The 19,705-nt window shown below is 34.3% G+C and carries 20 protein-coding genes and 1 pseudogene; 7 read left to right on the plus strand and 14 right to left on the minus strand.

The window, feature by feature from the left end:
• Window positions 1-6: 6 nt before the first annotated feature.
• Both ACODS7_RS09010 and nucA read right to left on the minus strand, forming a co-directional pair.
• Window positions 7-396: a competence protein ComJ gene (locus ACODS7_RS09010; protein WP_016080432.1), complete on the minus strand. Its 390-nt coding sequence runs from the start codon at window positions 394-396 to the stop codon at window positions 7-9.
• A 36-nt stretch (window positions 397-432) separates the two neighbouring features.
• Window positions 433-867: a DNA-entry nuclease gene (nucA, locus tag ACODS7_RS09015; RefSeq protein ID WP_000811494.1), complete on the minus strand. Its 435-nt coding sequence runs from the start codon at window positions 865-867 to the stop codon at window positions 433-435.
• Window positions 868-1,093: 226 nt separating this feature from the next.
• Here nucA and ACODS7_RS09020 point away from each other — a divergent pair, with 226 nt between their 5' ends.
• Entirely contained in the window at window positions 1,094-1,843 is a 750-nt protein-coding gene (locus tag ACODS7_RS09020; protein ID WP_000388467.1) for a DUF3967 domain-containing protein, read from the plus strand.
• 38 nt (window positions 1,844-1,881) lie between these two features.
• On the opposite strand, the gene kinB is transcribed toward ACODS7_RS09020, so the two are convergent.
• Window positions 1,882-3,156: a sporulation sensor histidine kinase KinB gene (gene kinB, locus ACODS7_RS09025; protein ID WP_048563883.1), complete on the minus strand. Its 1,275-nt coding sequence runs from the start codon at window positions 3,154-3,156 to the stop codon at window positions 1,882-1,884.
• A gap of 310 nt (window positions 3,157-3,466) precedes the next feature.
• Here kinB and ACODS7_RS09030 point away from each other — a divergent pair, with 310 nt between their 5' ends.
• Window positions 3,467-3,667 carry a hypothetical protein gene (locus ACODS7_RS09030; protein ID WP_000929276.1) on the plus strand — a complete coding sequence of 67 codons (201 nt, stop codon included), beginning with the start codon at window positions 3,467-3,469 and terminating at the stop codon, window positions 3,665-3,667.
• Between the two features lie 122 nt (window positions 3,668-3,789).
• Window positions 3,790-4,953 carry an aminotransferase A gene (locus tag ACODS7_RS09035; RefSeq protein ID WP_016080430.1) on the plus strand — a complete coding sequence of 388 codons (1,164 nt, stop codon included), beginning with the start codon at window positions 3,790-3,792 and terminating at the stop codon, window positions 4,951-4,953.
• Window positions 4,954-4,957: 4 nt separating this feature from the next.
• On the opposite strand, the gene malR is transcribed toward ACODS7_RS09035, so the two are convergent.
• From malR to ACODS7_RS09055, 4 genes are all read right to left on the minus strand, one after another.
• Window positions 4,958-5,989, minus strand: a complete 1,032-nt coding sequence (malR, locus tag ACODS7_RS09040) for a maltose operon transcriptional repressor MalR (RefSeq protein WP_016080429.1) — start codon at window positions 5,987-5,989, stop codon at window positions 4,958-4,960.
• Window positions 5,990-6,258: 269 nt separating this feature from the next.
• Complete coding sequence (malD, locus tag ACODS7_RS09045) at window positions 6,259-7,101, minus strand: maltosaccharide ABC transporter permease MalD (protein ID WP_001022608.1); 843 nt, start codon at window positions 7,099-7,101, stop codon at window positions 6,259-6,261.
• Window positions 7,102-8,403, minus strand: coding sequence for a maltosaccharide ABC transporter permease MalC (gene malC, locus ACODS7_RS09050; protein ID WP_029443161.1), 1,302 nt, complete (start codon window positions 8,401-8,403; stop codon window positions 7,102-7,104). It lies immediately after the preceding gene.
• Between the two features lie 76 nt (window positions 8,404-8,479).
• Window positions 8,480-9,739, minus strand: a complete 1,260-nt coding sequence (locus tag ACODS7_RS09055) for an extracellular solute-binding protein (protein WP_000709923.1) — start codon at window positions 9,737-9,739, stop codon at window positions 8,480-8,482.
• A gap of 324 nt (window positions 9,740-10,063) precedes the next feature.
• Here ACODS7_RS09055 and ACODS7_RS09060 point away from each other — a divergent pair, with 324 nt between their 5' ends.
• Window positions 10,064-11,824: an alpha-glycosidase gene (locus ACODS7_RS09060; RefSeq protein ID WP_029443162.1), complete on the plus strand. Its 1,761-nt coding sequence runs from the start codon at window positions 10,064-10,066 to the stop codon at window positions 11,822-11,824.
• Between the two features lie 39 nt (window positions 11,825-11,863).
• On the opposite strand, the gene malL is transcribed toward ACODS7_RS09060, so the two are convergent.
• Entirely contained in the window at window positions 11,864-13,540 is a 1,677-nt protein-coding gene (gene malL, locus ACODS7_RS09065) for an oligo-1,6-glucosidase (RefSeq protein ID WP_243168058.1), read from the minus strand.
• A 262-nt stretch (window positions 13,541-13,802) separates the two neighbouring features.
• Between malL and ACODS7_RS09070 the strand changes: the two genes are divergently transcribed.
• Window positions 13,803-14,903, plus strand: a complete 1,101-nt coding sequence (locus tag ACODS7_RS09070; RefSeq protein WP_016080422.1) for an ABC transporter ATP-binding protein — start codon at window positions 13,803-13,805, stop codon at window positions 14,901-14,903.
• Between the two features lie 64 nt (window positions 14,904-14,967).
• Here ACODS7_RS09070 and ACODS7_RS09075 read toward each other — a convergent pair whose 3' ends face one another.
• From ACODS7_RS09075 to ACODS7_RS09085, 3 genes are all read right to left on the minus strand, one after another.
• A complete protein-coding gene (locus tag ACODS7_RS09075; RefSeq protein ID WP_000218413.1) occupies window positions 14,968-15,477 on the minus strand; it encodes an SDR family NAD(P)-dependent oxidoreductase in 510 nt (169 codons plus the stop codon).
• 71 nt (window positions 15,478-15,548) lie between these two features.
• Window positions 15,549-15,638, minus strand: coding sequence for a hypothetical protein (locus tag ACODS7_RS09080; RefSeq protein WP_016080421.1), 90 nt, complete (start codon window positions 15,636-15,638; stop codon window positions 15,549-15,551).
• A 215-nt stretch (window positions 15,639-15,853) separates the two neighbouring features.
• The gene (locus tag ACODS7_RS09085; RefSeq protein ID WP_000769081.1) at window positions 15,854-16,309 is read right to left on the minus strand and encodes an RDD family protein; all 456 of its coding nucleotides are present in this window, start codon (window positions 16,307-16,309) and stop codon (window positions 15,854-15,856) included.
• A 131-nt stretch (window positions 16,310-16,440) separates the two neighbouring features.
• On the opposite strand from ACODS7_RS09085, the gene ACODS7_RS09090 reads away from it, so the two are divergent.
• Window positions 16,441-16,872: a DUF3997 domain-containing protein gene (locus tag ACODS7_RS09090; protein WP_000758789.1), complete on the plus strand. Its 432-nt coding sequence runs from the start codon at window positions 16,441-16,443 to the stop codon at window positions 16,870-16,872.
• A gap of 44 nt (window positions 16,873-16,916) precedes the next feature.
• Here ACODS7_RS09090 and ACODS7_RS09095 read toward each other — a convergent pair whose 3' ends face one another.
• Both ACODS7_RS09095 and ACODS7_RS09100 read right to left on the minus strand, forming a co-directional pair.
• On the minus strand, window positions 16,917-17,681 hold the full coding sequence (locus ACODS7_RS09095) for a hypothetical protein (RefSeq protein ID WP_000973900.1): 765 nt from the start codon (window positions 17,679-17,681) through the stop codon (window positions 16,917-16,919).
• A 37-nt stretch (window positions 17,682-17,718) separates the two neighbouring features.
• The gene (locus ACODS7_RS09100; protein ID WP_088114593.1) at window positions 17,719-18,447 is read right to left on the minus strand and encodes a DUF4184 family protein; all 729 of its coding nucleotides are present in this window, start codon (window positions 18,445-18,447) and stop codon (window positions 17,719-17,721) included.
• Window positions 18,448-18,663: 216 nt separating this feature from the next.
• Between ACODS7_RS09100 and ACODS7_RS09105 the strand changes: the two genes are divergently transcribed.
• On the plus strand, window positions 18,664-19,416 hold the full coding sequence (locus ACODS7_RS09105; protein ID WP_243168059.1) for an AAA family ATPase: 753 nt from the start codon (window positions 18,664-18,666) through the stop codon (window positions 19,414-19,416).
• Window positions 19,417-19,445: 29 nt separating this feature from the next.
• On the opposite strand, the pseudogene ACODS7_RS09110 reads toward ACODS7_RS09105, so the two are convergent.
• A pseudogene (locus ACODS7_RS09110) lies at window positions 19,446-19,658 on the minus strand (acetyl-CoA C-acyltransferase); the annotation flags it as partial.
• Window positions 19,659-19,705: the final 47 nt, after the last annotated feature.

The raw sequence follows: 19,705 nt of genomic DNA on the forward strand, positions 1-19,705 counted from the left end.
CATTTTTTATTCTTTACTTTCAAAGAAGAATTCGTATTGTATTTTATATAATTCATCATCCGTTGGCTCTTCAAGAGGAATCGCTTGTAAGACAACTGTATAATCACCATTTGGAATAGGTATTTGAAATTTGTTTGAAAGAATACTCGTTATAACGATACTTTCATTTTCAACCGTAAAAGGAACCGTAATCGTTCTAACCACTTCTTCTTTTTCAATATGTTTCCCTGGGGTCACTTTCACTTCACAAGTATAATCAGAAAGTGCTTCAAAAATAACAGTTCCCTCTGCCTCAGCATAACCTCTTTCAAAATCTTCATCCGTCCAGTCTACATAAGGCTGCTCACCGTCATAGTTCATCAACATTAATTGCGAATAAGAAATTGTTAACTCCATAGTTCCCCTTCTCCTTCATTATGAAATGTACAAATACTACTTCACTTCAAACTTCACACGCGTACCATCTGGATATTTATCTAACTTATTCCCTACCCAAGAGCCTGCTCCGCGGTTATCCGCCGGACTTATATATTCAATATGTGCTCCTTTTCCGCCTTCCTTGCACATTGCCATTGGCCATTCATCACGATCATACCCTTTTTTTGATGGATATGGTGCTAACGACAATTTCCTTCTATCTGCAGCACCACCACGATCGATTGTACAAACTTCTGAATGCCCTTCTTTTATAGCATCCGTAATATGTTTTCCTGTCTCTGGATAACGTTCTTTCGGAAATTCTAACACTTGATCATACGTATTCGTTTTCTTTACACTTGTTTCCTCTGGCACAAGTACTTCATAGACTGCTACTAAAATAGACAGGATTGCGATAATTGAAATGATAATACCTTTTAATTGCTTCATGTATACCTCCATGTTTCTACCAGTTTCTTTTCCTCCGTTATTATAACAAACTTCTCCTGTATATGTTTTCAGACATTATTTTAGTTATTCCTTGCCATTCCGCCAAAAATTTTCATTTTTTCACTAATGCTGTAGAAAACTAATAGCCTTCCGACATTCTTTTTCAAAGGAAGTCCTCATAAAAGATTGAAATGATATATACGATACTTTTTGGGGAGGAAATATCATGGAAGCTACCTATAAAACGAAAGATGTCACGAATAAAACAGGCATCCCAAAACATATAGTCCGCAAATATAGTCAACTGTTAGAGGAACATGGTTATATGATTTCTAAAACAGCTGATGCTCGTATTTATAAACTTGATGATTTAAAACTATTGAAATCTATACATGAAAGAGCTGCCACATTACAAGAAGATATTTCAGAAACGATACCGATTATTTTAAAAGAAAAAGAGGCCCCACCTGTACCAGTTATACAAGATAAGCAAGAGATACAACCGAAAGAAAAAGAAGATGGGCGTAACTTTGAGGAGTTCATGTTGAAACTTGAAATGCTAGCTCAATTAAATGAAGCAATTATTCATCAAAATTCTACTCTAATTACACAAAATCGTTTAAAGGATGAGAAACTAGATGAATTGATGCAACAAGTTTATGTAAAAGAAGGATCTCAAGAAAAAATGCTTCAAGAGTTAGTCGAGCACGCCGCTCAAACAGATGCATTGCAAAAAGAAAAGATGGACTTATTAATGAATCATATGTATAAACGAGAATCCAAACAGGAAGAAAAAATGAATAAACTTGTCAGTCAAATTTATAACAAGGACAGTAACCGTGATGCACAGCTTATGCAAGTTATTCGAGAAATTCAAGAAACAAAAAGAATGGTTGCTGCCTCAAAAGAGCAAAGCTTCTTTCAATCATTTAAAAGTTTATTTAGCCGAGCAAAACAAGAAAAAACAAATGAATAAACAATATAAAATAAAAAGTTACCTTCCATCGGTAACTTTTATTCCTTATTTTGTACAGCTGGTAATATAATAATTGCTTCAGTGCCTTTTCCACTTTCACTCTTATATTCCAATGTACCATTATGCGCTTGTAAAATACTAAATGTTACCATAAGCCCTAGTCCTGTCCCTTTTTCTTTTAAAGAATAATATGGTTGCCCCAGCCTTACTAACTGTTCTTTCGTCATACCAACACCACTATCTTTAACTCTTATTATGATTGTTTCGTCTTTTTGAATAGCTGTTACTTTTAAATATCCTTTATTTCCTTGAATTGCTTCAATACCATTTTTAACAACATTCATAATAGCTTGCTTTAATTTTGTCTTATCACCAATCGTATAAAGACTTTCTGAAATTTCAACTTGTAAATATACACCTTGCATCGCTGCAAATGACGACATGAGAGTGGTCATTTCTATTAATTGGGCTGATAAACAAATGTGTTCTTTTTTCTCAATTTGCGGCCTTGCTAAATTCAAGTAATCTGAAATAATTTGTTCCGCCCGATCCAATTCAGCTAATACGAGACGCATATAATCCTTATTCTTCACATCTTCTGTACTTTCTAGCAATTGGATAAATCCACGAACAACAGTAAGTGGATTACGAACTTCATGTGCCACACTTGCTGCTAACTCACTTACAATATTAAGCTTTTCTGATTTTTGCATCTCTGTACGTAGCAATGCATTTTCATTTAAATATTCAGTTAAATACACCTGAAATACCATTGTCATGACCATGATAAGCGAGGCAAATATAAATCCGCTATATATTTGCGAAATATATGGTGTAAATCCTGTTTCCAAAAGAACATTAATCATGCCTAATACTAAAGAAACAAGCACATAAAATGATGAAATCATAAATGCTAAAATTAATTTCTTATCTCTTGAAAAAAGAGACCATTTCTTTGATAAAAACAGCGGAACTATCAATAGAAATGTTACTTCTAAAACTGGAAGAAAGCTCATTCCCTTTAGTAACCATTCATATGCGACAAAAATAACCGCTGGGATTAAACCAACAATCCCACCATATAAAAAACCACTGACAATTGGAATTGGGTGAAAGTTATACCCACACACATTACCAAAACAAATAGAGTATGTCATGGAGAGAACGAGCGTAACGCTAGATAAAAACATAATAAAGTAACGATTTGGCTTCGGAGGCATTTCTTGATAGCGATTTAAACGAATCGCTTCATATAAAAATAGTGGTAAAATTATGATGGCAATTTGAATCAACAAATCACGGATAAGCTCCATAACCTCTCATCCCCTATATGTATTTTGATATGATTATATCATTTTATAGGTTTATTTGTTTTAAAATTTTGATTTTTCTTAACATATTTGTTAATTCTTTGTTAACAACTCATAATAATTGTTACAGATTTTCGAAATGATTGTAAACCCTGTACCAAATTTCCTTCGTGCAGTATACAATGAATACGGATTACAAAGAAAATGTAAAAATACTTTTTTAGACGGACAACTATAGCAAAATACAGCATATAATCCATACTATCTATGTTTACAAATAAGTGATCATTACTTTAGTAGGAGGAAGATAAATATGGCGGGTACTACGCTTGTTTTAAAAGAAGAAAATTTGGTTGTTCTAGAAAATGTTGAAAAATCAGTATATGAAGAGTTACAGCATAAAGCAGGAGATGAAGATTGCACATGTGCTGTGAACGAATCAGTTGTTCACCTTGGCAAGGTATCCTCTGTACTCTGGAATGAAGATGAAATAGATTGGGAATACGGATATTAAAAAGTCGCTTATAGCGGCTTTTTTTCTCTTTTCTCTCTCTTTCTAAATTACATATACAAAGCGCAATCATAGAAAATATGATAAAATGAACTTAATTTTCAAACGGAAGAAAGGGAGATACAATGGAACAATTCATTAACCCTAGAGTGAAGGATATCCAAATTTCTGGAATCCGTCAATTCTCTAACATGATTCAAAACTATGATAATTTGATTTCTTTAACAATCGGACAACCCGATTTCCCTACACCTTCTCTCGTAAAAGAAGCGGCAAAACGGGCTATTACAGAAAACTATACAAGCTATACACATAACGCTGGTTTACTAGAATTACGTAAGGCAGCTTGTAACTTCGTAAAAGATAACTACGATTTACATTACTCACCTGAAAACGAAACCATCGTTACAATTGGTGCTAGTGAAGCGATTGATGTTGCATTCCGAACGATTTTAGAGCCAGGAACAGAAGTAATTTTACCTGCTCCTATTTATCCAGGTTACGAACCTATTATTCGATTATGCGGTGCAACGCCCATTTTTGTAGATGTTCGTGAAACTGGATTCCGTTTAACAGCTGACGCGCTAAAAAATGCTATTACAGAAAAAACAAGATGTATCGTACTACCATATCCTTCTAACCCAACTGGTGTAACTTTATCCACAGAAGAATTAAAAGATATTGTAGATGTTTTAAAAGATAAAAATATTTTCGTCCTTTCAGATGAAATTTATAGCGAGCTTGTATATGAACAAAAGCATACATCTATCGCTCATTTCCCAGAAATGCGTGAAAAGACAATTGTCATTAACGGCTTATCTAAATCACATTCTATGACTGGCTGGCGTGTTGGACTTTTATTCGCACCAAGCTATTTAGCAGGACACATATTAAAAGTTCATCAATACAATGTAACGTGTGCTACTTCCATCGCTCAATACGCTGCAATTGAAGCATTAACAGCAGCTAAAGACGCACCAAAAATGATGCGCCATCAATATAAAAAACGCCGTGATTACGTATATAATAGACTCACTCAAATGGGCTTAACAGTTGAAAAACCAACAGGTGCATTTTACTTATTCCCATATGTTGGTCATTTGACATCTTCATCATTTGATTTTGCACTTGATCTTGTCAAAGAAGCTGGACTAGCTGTCGTTCCAGGAACAGCATTCTCTGAGTATGGTGAAGGCTATCTTCGCTTGTCCTATGCGTACAGCATCGAAACATTAAAAGAAGGTTGCGATCGATTAGAAGCCTTCCTAAAACAAAAAGCTAAGAGTTAAACTCTTAGCTTTTTTCTGCATAATGATCACAAGTGTGACGCTTTAGCAATTTATGTGGAATAATGATACATTTCGCAGTAGACTCCGCATTCTCTACTTTATCAACTAAAGCTTTTGCTGCTTCATATCCTAGTTGATAAATATTCACATCCACTGTTGAAAGCGGAGGACTCGCGATTTCTGATAGTAAAGCATTATTAAAACTTACAATAGAAACGTCCTTTGGTACAACGAATCCTTTTTTAGAAAGAGCACTTAACACACCCAGCCCAATTAAATCATCCGTTGCCATAATTGCTGTTGGCGGTTGCTTTAGTCCCATTAATTCTTCCACGGCTTGTTGACCACTTTCCCTTGAAAAATCAAAATGTAGAATATACTCTTTTGATAACGTAATGTCCGCTAGTTTTAAAGCATCGCTCATACCAGCTAAACGATCTCTCGTTACAAGTAAATCTGACCCACCACCAATGAACGCGATTTGCTTATGTCCCAATGAAATTAAATACTCTGCTACTTCTCTCGCAGCTGCATAATTGTCATTATCTACATATGTAATTTCATTTTTTCGATCATATGGTTTTCCTATTAGAACAAACGGGAAATTTTGTTCATGTAAATATTGAATAATCCGATCGTTCTCTCTTGAATATAAAAGAATAATGCCACCAATTTGGCGTCCCTGTACCATCTTTACGACACCATTAAAAATTTCCTCTTCCGTTTCACCTGTCGACATATAAAGCGCATATCCTTCTACATGTGCAAATGAACTAATCCCTCTTATAACTTCTGGGAAAAATGGATTTTGAAAAGCTTTACTTGCAGAACTTGGCATAACAAGACCAAGTGTCTTCGTCGTTTGGTTCGCAAGATTTCTCGCATTTAAATTGGGATGATACCCTAATTCACTCATCACTTTCCTAACACGGCGCTTTGTCTTTTCACTTATACTTGGATTATCAGCAATTACACGAGAAACTGTTGATGGTGCAACATTCGCTTGCTTCGCCACATCTTTAATTGTAACTGTCATAAAAATCCCCCTCCTCTCATTTCTCTGTCATTTTTCATATATTTTATCTCGCACTCATTGCAAGTCATAAACTTTCATTTCTTATATCTTGCAAAACTAATCCTATTCTCCCTCTTCATGTATTGTAAGGGATATAGCTATTTTTTCCTATACTATAATATACTATTTATTTCACTTCTTTTCACATGTGATGTCAAATCTCTTTTCATCTCCCTATAAAGTTATTTATAGGGAGATGAAAAGAAAAATGGGACGTAATGTCCCATTTTTCATCCTTTTGTACCTCCAGCTGTTAAACCAGAAATAAAGTATTTTTGTAGTGATAGGAATAAAATTGAAATTGGGATCGCAATTAACACAGAACCCGCTGCAAACGTTGTAAATTCATTACCGAATTTCTTCGCAACCATTTCATATAATCCAACTGCTAAAGTATAATTTTCTGGTGTTCGCAAAATAATACTCGCTAAAATGAAATCTGTAAATGGACCAATGAAAGTAAATAACGCTACAACCGCTACGATTGGCTTTGCAAGTGGCATAATGATTTGCCAAAAAATACGGAAATGTCCAGCTCCATCCATACGAGCTGATTCATCCAGTTCTTTCGGAATCGTATCAAAATACCCTTTCATAAGCCATGTATTCATTGGAATGGCCCCGCCTACATAAATTAAAATTAATGCAAGGTGTGTATCAATTAATCCTGTTAACTGAGCTAATACGTATAGAGCAATTAACGCTGCAAAGTTTGGAATCATTTGCAGAATTAAAAATGTTAATAAACCATTTTTTCTTCCAACAAAACGATATCTCGAAAATGCATAAGCAGTAAAGCTAATTGCTAGCACTGAGAAAATCATCGTTAAAACACTTACTTTTAATGTGTTTTTATACCATAGTAAGTAATTACTATTCTCTAGATCTAATAGCTTACGATAATGATCTAACGTTGCATTTTGTGGAATAATACTTGATCCAGATAAACTATCACCCGGATTAAACGATGAGCCAATAATCCATAATAACGGATAGAAAATGATGGCACACATTACGAAAATAACTAAATAACTTAATGAGAGACGTAACATCTTCTGTCTTTTAATATTCATTTACATCATATCCTCTTCTTGGAATGATTTTGTTCTCTTAAATTGCCATAACGCAACTGTAATAACGATTAACGATAATATCATTGTAAGAGCTGCTGCTTTTCCGTACTGCGCTGAAGTCATCGTTAACTTATAAATCCATGAAATTAAAATATCCGTTCCACCTGCGTCTTGTCCAGCTACAGCAGGACCTCCACCGTTAAATAGATAGATGATACTAAAGTTATTAAAGTTAAACGTATATTGCGTAATTAATATTGGTGCTGTTGCATATAACACAAGTGGCAATGTAATTTTACGAAACTGTTGCCAAGCTGTCGCTCCATCTACTGTAGCCGCTTCGTATAATTCTCCTGGAATCGATTGCAGTATACCTGTTGTCATAGCAAAGACGAACGGGAATCCAAGCCAAGTTTGAATCATAATTAAAGCAATTTTCGCCCAAAATGGATCGGTCATCCAAGCAATCTTTTCAATTCCGAATAAAGCTAATACTTGATTGTTAATTGCTCCAAATGTTTCATTAAACATACCAGAGAAAACAAGAATAGATACGAATGCTGGAACCGCCCACGGTAAAATGAAGATCGTTCGAATAATCGCCTTTCCTTTAATACCAGGCTGATTTACGATAATTGCTAAGAAAATCCCAAGCGCAACTTGTAATGTTGTTGCAACGAATGTCCAAATGACAGTCCAAGAGAATACACTTACAAATGTCTCTCTCCACATCGGTAAAGTGAAAATATCAATAAAGTTTTTAAAGCCCACCCAATCTACTAATTTAGCTGGAGGAGAGTGATATAAATCATAGTTTGTAAATCCAATTAAAATTACGAAGATGATTGGAAATACGACAACAAAGATAAGTAGTAGAAAACCTGGTGAAACCATTAAATAAGGAAAACCTTGATCTAACAAATTACGATATTGCTCTTTTACAGAATTTAACGGTGTTCCGATATCACGTTTCTTTCCATTTTGATATGCATCATATAAGTTAAATGCATATATGCCAAGCCCAAACGTGATAACGATAAGGGCCAAGATTCCTTCTACTAATAGAAAGACAGAATGGTCACGTGGAACTTCTGTGCCGAGCGTTACAATACCCCATAATCCCATATTCAATAAATCAGCAAAGGCTACAATAAATGAACCTGTTAATACTAGAAAAATAAGACCTTTTACAAATTGTTTATTATACATTTGGCCCACGCCTGGAATGATTGATAACATGGTTGCCATTTTCCTATGCTTTGAATGGTTTAACCCATTTACTGGTTCCATAGATGTTTGCATGTTCCTTCCCCCTTTTTTCTTCCTACATGGAAGGGAGAGAATTCGTGCCTCTCATATTAGAGGCACGAATTTCACCTTATTTTTTCTTGTTATGATTTGCCTCAATATTACCTTTAATTTGTTTCACTGCACTATCAAGCGCCGCTTTTGGTGCCTCTTTATCTGTAACAACTAATTGAAGCGCATCTCCAGCTGGTTTCCAAACTTCTTGCATTTCTGGAATATTTGGCATTGGAATTCCATTTTCAGATTGCGTTGCAACCGCTTTTGCAGCTTCGTTATCTTTAATAATTGGATCTTCCATTACTGATTTTACTGGAGGAATTTCTTTCGTTTTCTCAAATCGAATTTTTGCGTTTTCTTCATTCGTTACCCACTCAGTGAATTTTGTAGCTAAATCATTTTGTTTAGAGAAACTTGTTACATGCCATCCTTTAACCCCAACAAACGTTTTCATCGGTTGACCATTTGGTAATTTCGGCATTGGAGCAACGCCATAATCAATTCCGTTCTTTTCCATTGCTTGGAACGCCCATGGTCCGTTCATAATAGATGCTGCTTTTCCTTCATTGAATAGTCCATCAGCAGCAGGCCCACCTGATTCACCGATAATACCTTTCGGGAATAATTTTTCTTTGTACCATTTTTGAAGATATTCAGCACCTTGTACTGCTCCGCTATTATTTAATCCAACATCACTTGCATTTGGCTTTCCATCTTTTTCACCAAATACATAACCGCCCATACCTGCCATGAATGCATTAGCAAAGTAGAAGTTATCTCCTAATGCTAAAAATCCGTACTTGCCATCTTTCGTAAATTCTTTTGAGAAGTTAAACAGCTCGTCCATCGTTTCTGGCGCTTTTGGCATTAGTTTTTTATTGTAAATAAAGACTGGTGTCTCAATTGCTTTTGGTAAACCATATAATTTTCCGTTATATGTCTGTGCTTCTATTGATGAATTAGTAAATTTACTCTTTACAGCATCATCCGCTTTCACTTCAGAAAGTAGACCTTCTGTTACTGCATTTCCGATTTGATCGTGTGGCAATGTTACAACATCTGGTCCAGTCCCCGCTGGCCCATCAAGGCGTAACTTTTTCACTTGATCTGTCATTTGCATTTCAACAACTTTTACTTTTACTTTATATTTTTCCTCAAAGCTTTTCACTGCTGGTTCTAAACCAACACCTTTTTTATCATCTTCCCAAACAAGAAGATCATAGTCTTTTTTCGCTTTACTTTCCTCTTTTTTCCCTGAATCTTTCGGTCCACATGCAGATAACATACCAATAGATAATGCGGAAACCGTTAATAATGATAATGCTTTCTTCATCCCAAAAACCTCCCTAAATTGTCTATGTACCTTAGTAATTGAAAACGTTTGCATTTAATAGTTTAATTGAAGCGCAAACAATATCTAAAATCTATGAAAACGTTTGCGCTATTTGTCTATCATTATACATTCTTTTATTCATTTTGCAAATATTAATTTAAAAATTATGTCATTATACTCTTTATACATTGACTTTATATGAAATGAATACTACTCTTATAAGCAATATTAAAGCTATAAGAAAGGCAATCGTTTGCAATACAGGCTTTATTATTACACTTAAGGGAATACTATGTATAGAGATATTGAAGGGGGATTTTCTATATGTTTAAAGAAGCCATTTATCATAGGCCGAAAGATAATTATGCATACGCTTACGATGAACAAACAATTCACATCCGGGTACGTACTAAGAGAGATGATGTTCAAAGTGCCACTCTTATTTACGGTGATCCTTACGAATGGAAAGACGGGAAATGGATTTCATTAAGTACACCAATGAAAAAAACGGGTTCTACTGCATTATTTGATTATTGGTCCATTTCAATCGAACCAAAATTTAAGCGCTTACGTTATGGATTTGAATTAAAATCTGAAACAGATACTCTTATTTATACAGAGCGAGGATTCTTTTCTAACATTCCAAATGATGATGTTGGTAATTTTTTCTGTTTTCCATTTATTCATGCAGATGATGTATTCAAAGCACCATCCTGGATTAAAAACACCATTTGGTATCAGATTTTCCCTGAACGATTCGCTAATGGCGATAGTACGCTGAATCCAGAAAACACCCTTCCTTGGGGAAGTACGAATCCAACTCCAACTAATTTTTTCGGTGGAGATTTTGCTGGTGTTATTCAAAACCTTGATTACCTTGTTAAGCTTGGCATTTCCGGAATATATTTCACACCTATTTTCAAAGCTCATTCAAACCATAAATATGACACAATTGACTATATGGAAATTGATCCACAATTTGGGACGAAAGAAACTTTCAAAGAGCTCGTTGAAGAATGTCATAAGCACGGTATAAAAGTAATGCTCGATGCTGTGTTTAATCATAGTGGATACTTTTTCGAGAAATTTCAAGACGTTCTAGAGAACGGTGAGAAGTCTGCATATAAAGAGTGGTTCCACATTCATGAATTTCCAATTATAACCGAGCCACTTCCAAATTATGATACTTTCGCCTTTACACCGTATATGCCTAAATTAAATACAGCTCATCCAGATGTAAAAGAATACTTACTTGAAGTAGGACGTTATTGGGTACGAGAATTCAATATAGATGGCTGGCGCCTTGATGTCGCAAATGAAGTCGATCACAACTTTTGGAGAGAATTCCGAACTGAAATAAAGACATTAAATCCTGAAGTATATATTTTGGGAGAAATTTGGCACGATGCTCTTCCGTGGCTACAAGGCGATCAATTTGATGCTGTCATGAGCTACCCTGTTACAAACGCTCTACTTTCTTACTTTGCTAACGATTCCATTAAAGCAAGTGAATTTATGAAGCAAATTACAGAATCTCTACATTCCTACTCTATGAATGTAAATGAAGCAGCCTTTCATTTATTAGATAGCCATGATACTCCAAGAATTTTAACAACATGCAATGGAGATAAAAATAAGTTAAAATTGCTCTATGTATTCCATCTTTCTTTCATCGGCTCTCCTTGCATTTATTACGGAGATGAAATCGGCATGGATGGTGGTATGGACCCCGATTGCCGTAAATGTATGATTTGGGATACTAAAGAACAAGATCATGCATTATTTACACATATACAAACATTGATTTCATTACGAAAACAACATGAAGCTTTTGGAGGACATGGTACTTTTCAATTCATCGAAGCAAATGATGAACATAATTATATTTCTTATACGAAAACATATGAGGATGAAACTATCTTTTTCGTTTTAAACCCTACTAATAGTGAAGTTACAGTTTCACTCCCTCTTCATGTTACTGGTAAGAAAATAATTAACATTTATACAAATGAAGAATTTTCAGCGGAAGCAAGTGTATTACAAGTTACACTTCCTCCATATGGATTCTCCATATTAAAATGGTAATCAAAAAAGCCTTATGCCATAGTGGCATAAGGCTTTTTCTTATTTCAATTTGAATACCATCGCTTCATACGGACGTAATGTAATGTTATCTATCGATCCGATTTCTACATCGTAATTGTGTATGAATAATTCTGATTCACTATAACTAATATCTTCAGGCATTTCAAATACACTTTCATCCGCAGTAAAGTTTGCAATAACAAGTAGTTTTTCGTCTCCATATGTTCTTACATAAGCAAAAATAGAAGGATTATTCTCTAATATTAAATCATATGATCCATATACAACTATTTCATTATTTTTGCGTAGCTCAATTAATTTCTTATAGTAATAAAAAATTGAACCTTCATCTTGGATTGCTTGTTTCACATTAATCTCTTTATAGTTAGGATTTACAGTAATCCAAGGTTCACCTGTTGTAAATCCAGCGTGATTCTGATCATCCCACTGCATCGGAATTCTAGCATTATCACGACCCTTTATATAAATAGATTCCATTACTTTTTCTATATCTTCACCATGGTCTATCACTTTTTCTTTATACATATTTAACGTTTCAATATCTCGATATTCATCAATTGATTGGAATCGAACGTTCGTCATTCCGATTTCTTCACCTTGATAAATATATGGCGTTCCCTTCATCATATGAAGAACTGTCGCTAACATTTTTGCAGATTCAATGCGATACATTCCATCGTTACCAAAACGAGATACAACGCGAGGCTGATCATGGTTATTCCAATAAAGGCTATTCCATCCGGTATGCTCTAATGCTTTTTGCCACTTTGTTAAATTCTCTTTTAAAGTAAGAAGTGAGCATGGTTTTACATCCCACTTTCCACCTTCTCCTGAATCTAAATCCATATGTTCAAATTGGAATACCATTTGCAACTCTTTTCGTTCTTCTCCAGTATACAATTTGGCCTCTTCTGTCGTTACACCTGGCATCTCACCAACCGTCATAATATCATAATGCGATAATACTTCCTCATTCATTTCATGCAAATATTTATGAATGTTTGGACCGTTCATAAAATGTTTATGACCTGAAACATAGCCATCTTCATCTGTTTCAACAGTTGGTAAGCCTTCTTCTTTAGAAATAAAATTGATAACATCCATGCGGAATCCATCAATTCCTTTTTCTAACCAAAACTTCATCATCTCATAAACATCTTGTCTTACCTTTTCATTATCCCAGTTTAAATCTGGTTGTTTTTTAGAAAACAGATGTAAATAATATTCATCCGTCATTTCATCATACTTCCATGCAGATCCACTAAAAGCAGCTCCCCAGTTGTTCGGTTCTTTCCCTTCTTTTCCAGGACGCCATATATAGTAATCTCTATATTTATTATCTTTTGATTTACGTGATTCAATAAACCAATTATGTTCATCAGATGTATGATTAACAACTAAATCCATCATCAATTTCATATTACGTTCATGCATTTCATGTAATAGTTCATCCCAATCTTCCATTGTTCCGAACTCGTTCATAATTTTACAATAATCACTTATATCGTAACCATTATCATCATTTGGAGATTCATAGACAGGTGATAACCAAATCACATCAATCCCTAACTCTTTTAAGTAATCTAGCTTTGAAATAATCCCTTGAAGATCTCCTATACCATCACTGTTACTATCCATAAAGCTACGAGGATAAATTTGATATACTACGCTTTCTTTCCACCATTGTTTTTCCATTATGCTACCTCATTTCATTCATAATTCATTTTTCTCTTTTTTAAGGCGCAAACGTTTTCATTAATGAATGATAACAGATTCTATCTCAATTTAAAATAGCGCTTACAATTTTTATTGTTCTTTTTCTAAGAAAACATGCGAAAATCACTAATAACTCTCCAATATATGAAAACGTTTTATTTTTTTATTTATTTTTTGAATCTATTCGTTTATAATGAACTCAAAGAAAACGTTTGCATAATTATTTCTAGGGGGAAATACCATGGCAGAACTTAAATTAGAAAACATTTATAAGATATATGATAATAACGTAACAGCTGTAACTGATTTTAATTTACACATTCAAGACAAAGAATTTATCGTATTTGTCGGTCCTTCTGGATGCGGAAAATCTACAACATTACGAATGGTAGCTGGACTCGAAGATATTTCAAAAGGCGAGTTTTCAATTGATGGTAAACTAATGAATGATGTTCCTCCAAAAGATCGAGATATCGCAATGGTCTTCCAAAACTACGCTCTTTATCCACATATGAGTGTATATGATAATATGGCATTTGGATTAAAACTTCGAAAAATACCAAAAGATGAAATCGATCGTCGTGTGAAAGATGCAGCAAAAATTTTAGGGCTTGAACAATATTTAGATAGAAAACCGAAAGCATTATCAGGTGGACAACGCCAACGTGTTGCGTTAGGTAGAGCAATCGTTCGAGATGCAAAAGTTTTCTTAATGGACGAGCCATTATCAAACTTAGATGCTAAACTCCGTGTTGCAATGCGCTCAGAAATTTCTAAGCTACATCATCGCCTTGGAACAACAACAATTTATGTAACACATGACCAAACAGAAGCAATGACTATGGCTTCGCGTCTTGTCGTTATGAAGGATGGAAAGATTCAACAAATTGGAACTCCAAAAGAAGTATATGAAACACCAGAAAACATTTTCGTGGGTGGATTTATCGGATCACCAGCGATGAACTTCTTCCGTGGTAAATTGACTGAAACCGATTTCGTTATAGATAATGCCATAAAAATCAAAGTATCTGAAGGAAAAATGAAGATGCTACGTGAACAAGGCTATGTAAATAAGGAAATTGTTTTAGGTATTCGCCCGGAGGACATTCATGATGAACTACTATTTTTAGAAGCTTCACAATCTACTACTTTCACAACAAAAATTGAAGTTGCTGAATTGTTAGGTGCTGAATCTATTTTATATATGAAACTTGGAAATCAAGATTTTGCAGCACGTGTTGATGCAAGACATATATTCTCACCTGGAGACCAAATTAAATTGGCATTTGATTTAAATAAAGCGCATTTCTTTGACAGCCAAACAGAACAACGTATTCGCTAAAAAAATTTCCTTCTATATAACATACAAAAGAACCGTCCACATATATTGAGGGCGGTTTTCATTATTATACTAGAGCTTCTACTGTATGAAATGATTGTCCTTTCGTGCCAATAATACCGAAAATCGGTAAATCACTAAGCACCACTTCTTCTTGCTGTTTCATAAAAGATGACGTTAATTGTTTTATCTCTATCCAAACGTCATTAATACAAAGTACATTGGAATCGTTCTCTTGTTGGCGAGAAAAAATAGAATCTATTTTATATAAACCAGCATTTTGAAAAAGCATATCAATGCGACTGAATGCATTCAAAGTAATGCTAATAACGCGTTGCCAATCTCCTTGCTTTTCCATATCATAGAATACAAAAAGTGCTTCTCCGCCTAGATTCGTAATTTCCTCCACTGTTGCTTGTCCACTTTCTTGATCAATGTCCGTCACAATTACTTTTGCGCCTTGTTTAGCCAACAAAAGAGCTGTATTACGTCCAATACCGATGCCACCGCCAGTTACGATAGCAACTTTTCCTGCAAGCTTCATTTTCATTACCCCTTCTATAAGTCTTACCGTCATTCAGTATACTCCTTTATGAGATTATTCTGCAAGCAAGAAAAATTGCTACTTAATTTGTAAGCGTTTACTTTTTATCCTTCTTTTTTCTTACTATTACGCTGATCAAGAACTAGACCGATAAAAATGAGAATGCCCCAAAAAATTATGCTACCTCCTGTCATCTCAACTTCCCCCTTATTATATAAAGTAAAACTTTAATCAGCCCCAAATGGTGAGATAAAGATATTATTTTTAATTATTATACCATTATCTTAATTTTCAATCTATTGTAAATAAAAATGACACATTTTAGCTTTTCCTTACTTTAAACATTCAAAATAGACTTATAAAATCAAAAAGACCTTTTTATATATATAAAGGTCTTTTTTTTATTTTATTATACAAGACTTATTACTTTCGTTTTTGTAATTAAATCCTGAAAACCACAATTATCTTTGCGGAACAACATCATATATACGTTACATATTAATGGAATTCCTAATAGCAATACGTTCGGTAATAACACTACAAAAAATCTTATAATTAATGTTTGCAACGTTAGCTTTTCACTCTTCAATGAAATTAATTTTATTCTCGTTACCTTTTTGCCAAGTGTAACACCGTTCCAAATAAAGGGTAACACAATAAAATATATCGCCATTAATATGAAAACTACTGCGAAATCATATCTAAAATCACCTAAGCTTATATTAAAGCGCTTAAACATAGCACTATAGTTTCCGGTCATAATAGCTACTACTGCACCATACATAACCGAGATTAAAAACATGTCAATTAGGGAAGCACCTATGCGATTCATTACAAGCGCTGGACGATGCATCTTTAACTTCATTTTATGTCGACTCCTTCATATCCTTCTTTACCCGTCTCATCGTACCACTTCTAAAAAACATTGTAAACTAGCGTTTCTCTTACTTTTCTTGTACAATTTGTTACAATAGCATTATAAAGGAGGTTCCCATATTGAAAAAATGGATAATCCTATTCGTCGCCTTCCTATTAACTGGTTGTGCAGGAAACACAAGTCACTTAACTTATACGGTTAACGATGAATACGAACTCATACGTACTTCTGGAAATGCATTTGAACTTTTCCCCTCGCAAGATGCTGTATATGCCACACAATACATCCCTGCAAAAATTACAGACATTGCTTGGGATGATAAATACATTATTGCAAAACAAACTGAGGAAAAATCAGATCCAAATAACCCTGACGCAGCAATTGCAAATAAAAAAAGTGAACATTATTGGATTATTGACGTAAAGCACAATAAACGTTTCGGTCCCTACAATGAAAAGCAATTTAACGAACAAAAAGATGCGTTTAAAATTAAGGTGCCTTTTCAAAATGTAGATTCATACATAAAAGAAATAAAAAAACAGTCAGCATAATATTTGAGTGCTGATTGTTTTTCTTACATTATTTTAAAAACACCTTACTCCGAAAGTGAGATATTAAACGTTTGTGACTCTTTTACAACATCTTGTGTTTCTGAATCTCCTGCAAGTAAATCATCAGTTGTAAACTGAATATCCTTTACCTTGTCTTTTCCATCGTCAAGTATTAAACCAATAATACCATCTCTTGTTTCACCAGGCTTATAGTCTTCTCTTGACACATTTTTTGTACCAACTAACGTATCTTCATCATATAAAAAGTTTTGAGTCGCTACTTTAAAATGTTGCTTACCATTAATCATAACATCATTCATAGAGAAAAATTGCATATTTTTATTCCCGCTATTCTCCACTTTATATGTAATCTCAACATAACGAATTGTATTACTAATCTCTGTTCCACTTAGCGATGCATATAATTCTGCATCTTCTTGGCTTACTTTATCCCCTAATCTACGTTTTACTTCTTCAGGAGTTAGTGCCGTGTATACTTTCAATGTATTTTTTGCTTTTTCACTCATCTGTGATAAAGAGATTACTTTCACATCTTGTACGTGAATTTTCATTGGCGCTACTTCAAATGTTTGATTCACAGAGTGCATCTGCTCTAACTTGAAAGTACCCCATCCTGTTTCTTTCACTTTTTGTCCTACTTTTTTCAGCTCACGCCCACCATATTCTTTCGTTTCAGGAATAGATTCTTTCTTCTTCGGTTCAGCTTTCTTTTCTTCTTGATGGAAGCAACCACTTAACATAAGAAGAAAACTACATAAAACAAAAATACTTTTCCATGCTTTCATCATTTCATTTCTCCTAACACTATCATTCATGAATATAAAATTAGTCCCTTGCTTTGTAAACTATAGAAACAATGAAAAGTCCACAAAATGAACTTGTCAGTCCAGATACTATTATACCTCCAATTTGGAAAATATGAAAATAGGGATCTAGGAACGCATGCACGATAAATATAATAGTTGCCACAACAATTACTGAAATCCAATACTTTCTTTTTTCCGAAGCTAAAATAAGATCTTTACCCATTCCATTTCTATACTTCCATAAAACGTATACTAATAATAGAAAACCAATACATGTACTTCCATGTTGCATATATTTATAAACAGGGATACCATACCATTCTCTTTGCAATAATGGTATTTTCATAACAAAATAGCCTGTCTTATGAGTGAATGCATCCCAAACAACATGCGTTAACATACCGAATAATGCTGAATAACAAAATATAAAAAGATCCTTCCATGTATGAATCCTCCACCCCTTATCTACTACATATGTATAATACCCAGCAAATGGTTTAGGTAAATGTGTTATAAAAGGCTTTTTTAAAATGTAATGATATATACACGCTAATAAGAAGACAAGTGGTAAATTTAAATATAAGAACCCAAGCCACGTATGCCCAATAACACCATACGGTCTAAAGTGTAAAAAATATTCAAAGTCAGGCGCCATACTACCTAATATAAGAGCCGTTACTGACATATATTTAGAATGCTTTTTCGCAAAAGGAAGAACTGCTGCTGGATGTGCAAATGTAAACGGCATACTTTAACTCCTTCTCACATTTTCAATAGAATACCATCTATCATAACGAGAGAATAGATCTTCATGCAATATTTATTTTCACATTGGAATATGATAGTTTAAATGATATAATCCACATAAAATATTCAGAAAATAAGGAAGGCATTCAGGTGTCATTAACACTTGTATTTGCTGCCTTTTTAGATTCAAAATCCGTTATGAATTGAGGTTTATATATTGATTGACGTACCCTTTTTACAAAATGTCACATTAAAAAAAGAAAATATCCCTAGTTTTTCCGCATATCCTTACTGCTTACCCGCTATCCGAACATTACAATCACTAGCTTTCCATCCAAATGTAACATTCATTATTGGAGAAAACGGAACGGGTAAATCAACATTACTTGAAGGAATTGCAATTGCGTTAGGTTTTAATGCAGAAGGTGGAACGAAAAATTTCCGCTTTAGCACAAACGATTCACATTCATCTTTACATGAATACCTTCGAATTTCAAAAAGTTTCAATACACCAAACGACGGTTTCTTTCTTCGCGCTGAATCTTTTTATAACGTTGCTTCTTATATTGATGAAATGGATGCTGATAGAGAAGCACGCGGAAATCCAGTTATTGATTCATATGGTGGTGTCTCACTTCACAAACAATCACACGGTGAATCATTCTTTTCCTTATTTATGAATCGTTTTTCAGGACAAGGTTTATACATTTTAGATGAGCCTGAGGCCGCTCTATCACCAATGAGACAACTTTCCATGCTCATTCGAATGCATGAACTAGCGGAACAAGGTTCACAATTTGTTATTGCGACGCATTCTCCTATTTTAATGGCTTACCCTGAATCTACTATATACTCTTTAACACAAGAGGGGATTCACGAATCCACATTAGAAGAAACCGAGCATTACCAAACAACGAAACTTTTCTTTGAAAATCGTGATCGATTATTTCATCATCTATTTGAGTCATAAAAAAAGAAGCAGCAATAGCTGCTTCTTTTTTATAGTGCTTCTATAAATAAGGCAACCCCGATACCGCCACCGACGCATAAAGAGGCAATTCCTTTTTCTAACCCACGTCTTTTTAATTCGTGAATTAAACTTACCGTAATACGAGCCCCTGTACAACCAATTGGATGCCCAAGTCCTACGCCACTACCGTTTACGTTCACTTTTTCACGGTCTAAACCTAACTCTTTCTCTACAGCTATATAAGTTACGTTTAATATTTTAACAATTGTTCAGTTCCTAACCTTTGAAG

Source organism: Bacillus sp. FG16, from assembly GCF_057809515.1.

Bases quoted from the DNA above. Each gene is read 5' to 3' on its own strand.
- kinB (WP_048563883.1), bottom strand. From the start codon at position 3,156: ATGGAGCTTATCCGTGATTTGTTGATTCAAATTGCCATCATAATTTTA.
- ACODS7_RS09100 (WP_088114593.1), bottom strand. From the start codon at position 18,447: ATGCCGTTTACATTTGCACATCCAGCAGCAGTTCTTCCTTTTGCGAAA.
- nucA (WP_000811494.1), bottom strand. From the start codon at position 867: ATGAAGCAATTAAAAGGTATTATCATTTCAATTATCGCAATCCTGTCT.
- ACODS7_RS09055 (WP_000709923.1), bottom strand. From the start codon at position 9,739: ATGAAGAAAGCATTATCATTATTAACGGTTTCCGCATTATCTATTGGT.
- ACODS7_RS09095 (WP_000973900.1), bottom strand. From the start codon at position 17,681: ATGATGAAAGCATGGAAAAGTATTTTTGTTTTATGTAGTTTTCTTCTT.
- ACODS7_RS09010 (WP_016080432.1), bottom strand. From the start codon at position 396: ATGGAGTTAACAATTTCTTATTCGCAATTAATGTTGATGAACTATGAC.
- ACODS7_RS09070 (WP_016080422.1), top strand. From the start codon at position 13,803: ATGGCAGAACTTAAATTAGAAAACATTTATAAGATATATGATAATAAC.
- ACODS7_RS09060 (WP_029443162.1), top strand. From the start codon at position 10,064: ATGTTTAAAGAAGCCATTTATCATAGGCCGAAAGATAATTATGCATAC.
- malR (WP_016080429.1), bottom strand. From the start codon at position 5,989: ATGACAGTTACAATTAAAGATGTGGCGAAGCAAGCGAATGTTGCACCA.
- malD (WP_001022608.1), bottom strand. From the start codon at position 7,101: ATGAATATTAAAAGACAGAAGATGTTACGTCTCTCATTAAGTTATTTA.
- malC (WP_029443161.1), bottom strand. From the start codon at position 8,403: ATGCAAACATCTATGGAACCAGTAAATGGGTTAAACCATTCAAAGCAT.
- ACODS7_RS09030 (WP_000929276.1), top strand. From the start codon at position 3,467: ATGGCGGGTACTACGCTTGTTTTAAAAGAAGAAAATTTGGTTGTTCTA.
- ACODS7_RS09020 (WP_000388467.1), top strand. From the start codon at position 1,094: ATGGAAGCTACCTATAAAACGAAAGATGTCACGAATAAAACAGGCATC.
- malL (WP_243168058.1), bottom strand. From the start codon at position 13,540: ATGGAAAAACAATGGTGGAAAGAAAGCGTAGTATATCAAATTTATCCT.
- ACODS7_RS09085 (WP_000769081.1), bottom strand. From the start codon at position 16,309: ATGAAGTTAAAGATGCATCGTCCAGCGCTTGTAATGAATCGCATAGGT.
- ACODS7_RS09075 (WP_000218413.1), bottom strand. From the start codon at position 15,477: ATGACGGTAAGACTTATAGAAGGGGTAATGAAAATGAAGCTTGCAGGA.
- ACODS7_RS09035 (WP_016080430.1), top strand. From the start codon at position 3,790: ATGGAACAATTCATTAACCCTAGAGTGAAGGATATCCAAATTTCTGGA.
- ACODS7_RS09080 (WP_016080421.1), bottom strand. From the start codon at position 15,638: ATGACAGGAGGTAGCATAATTTTTTGGGGCATTCTCATTTTTATCGGT.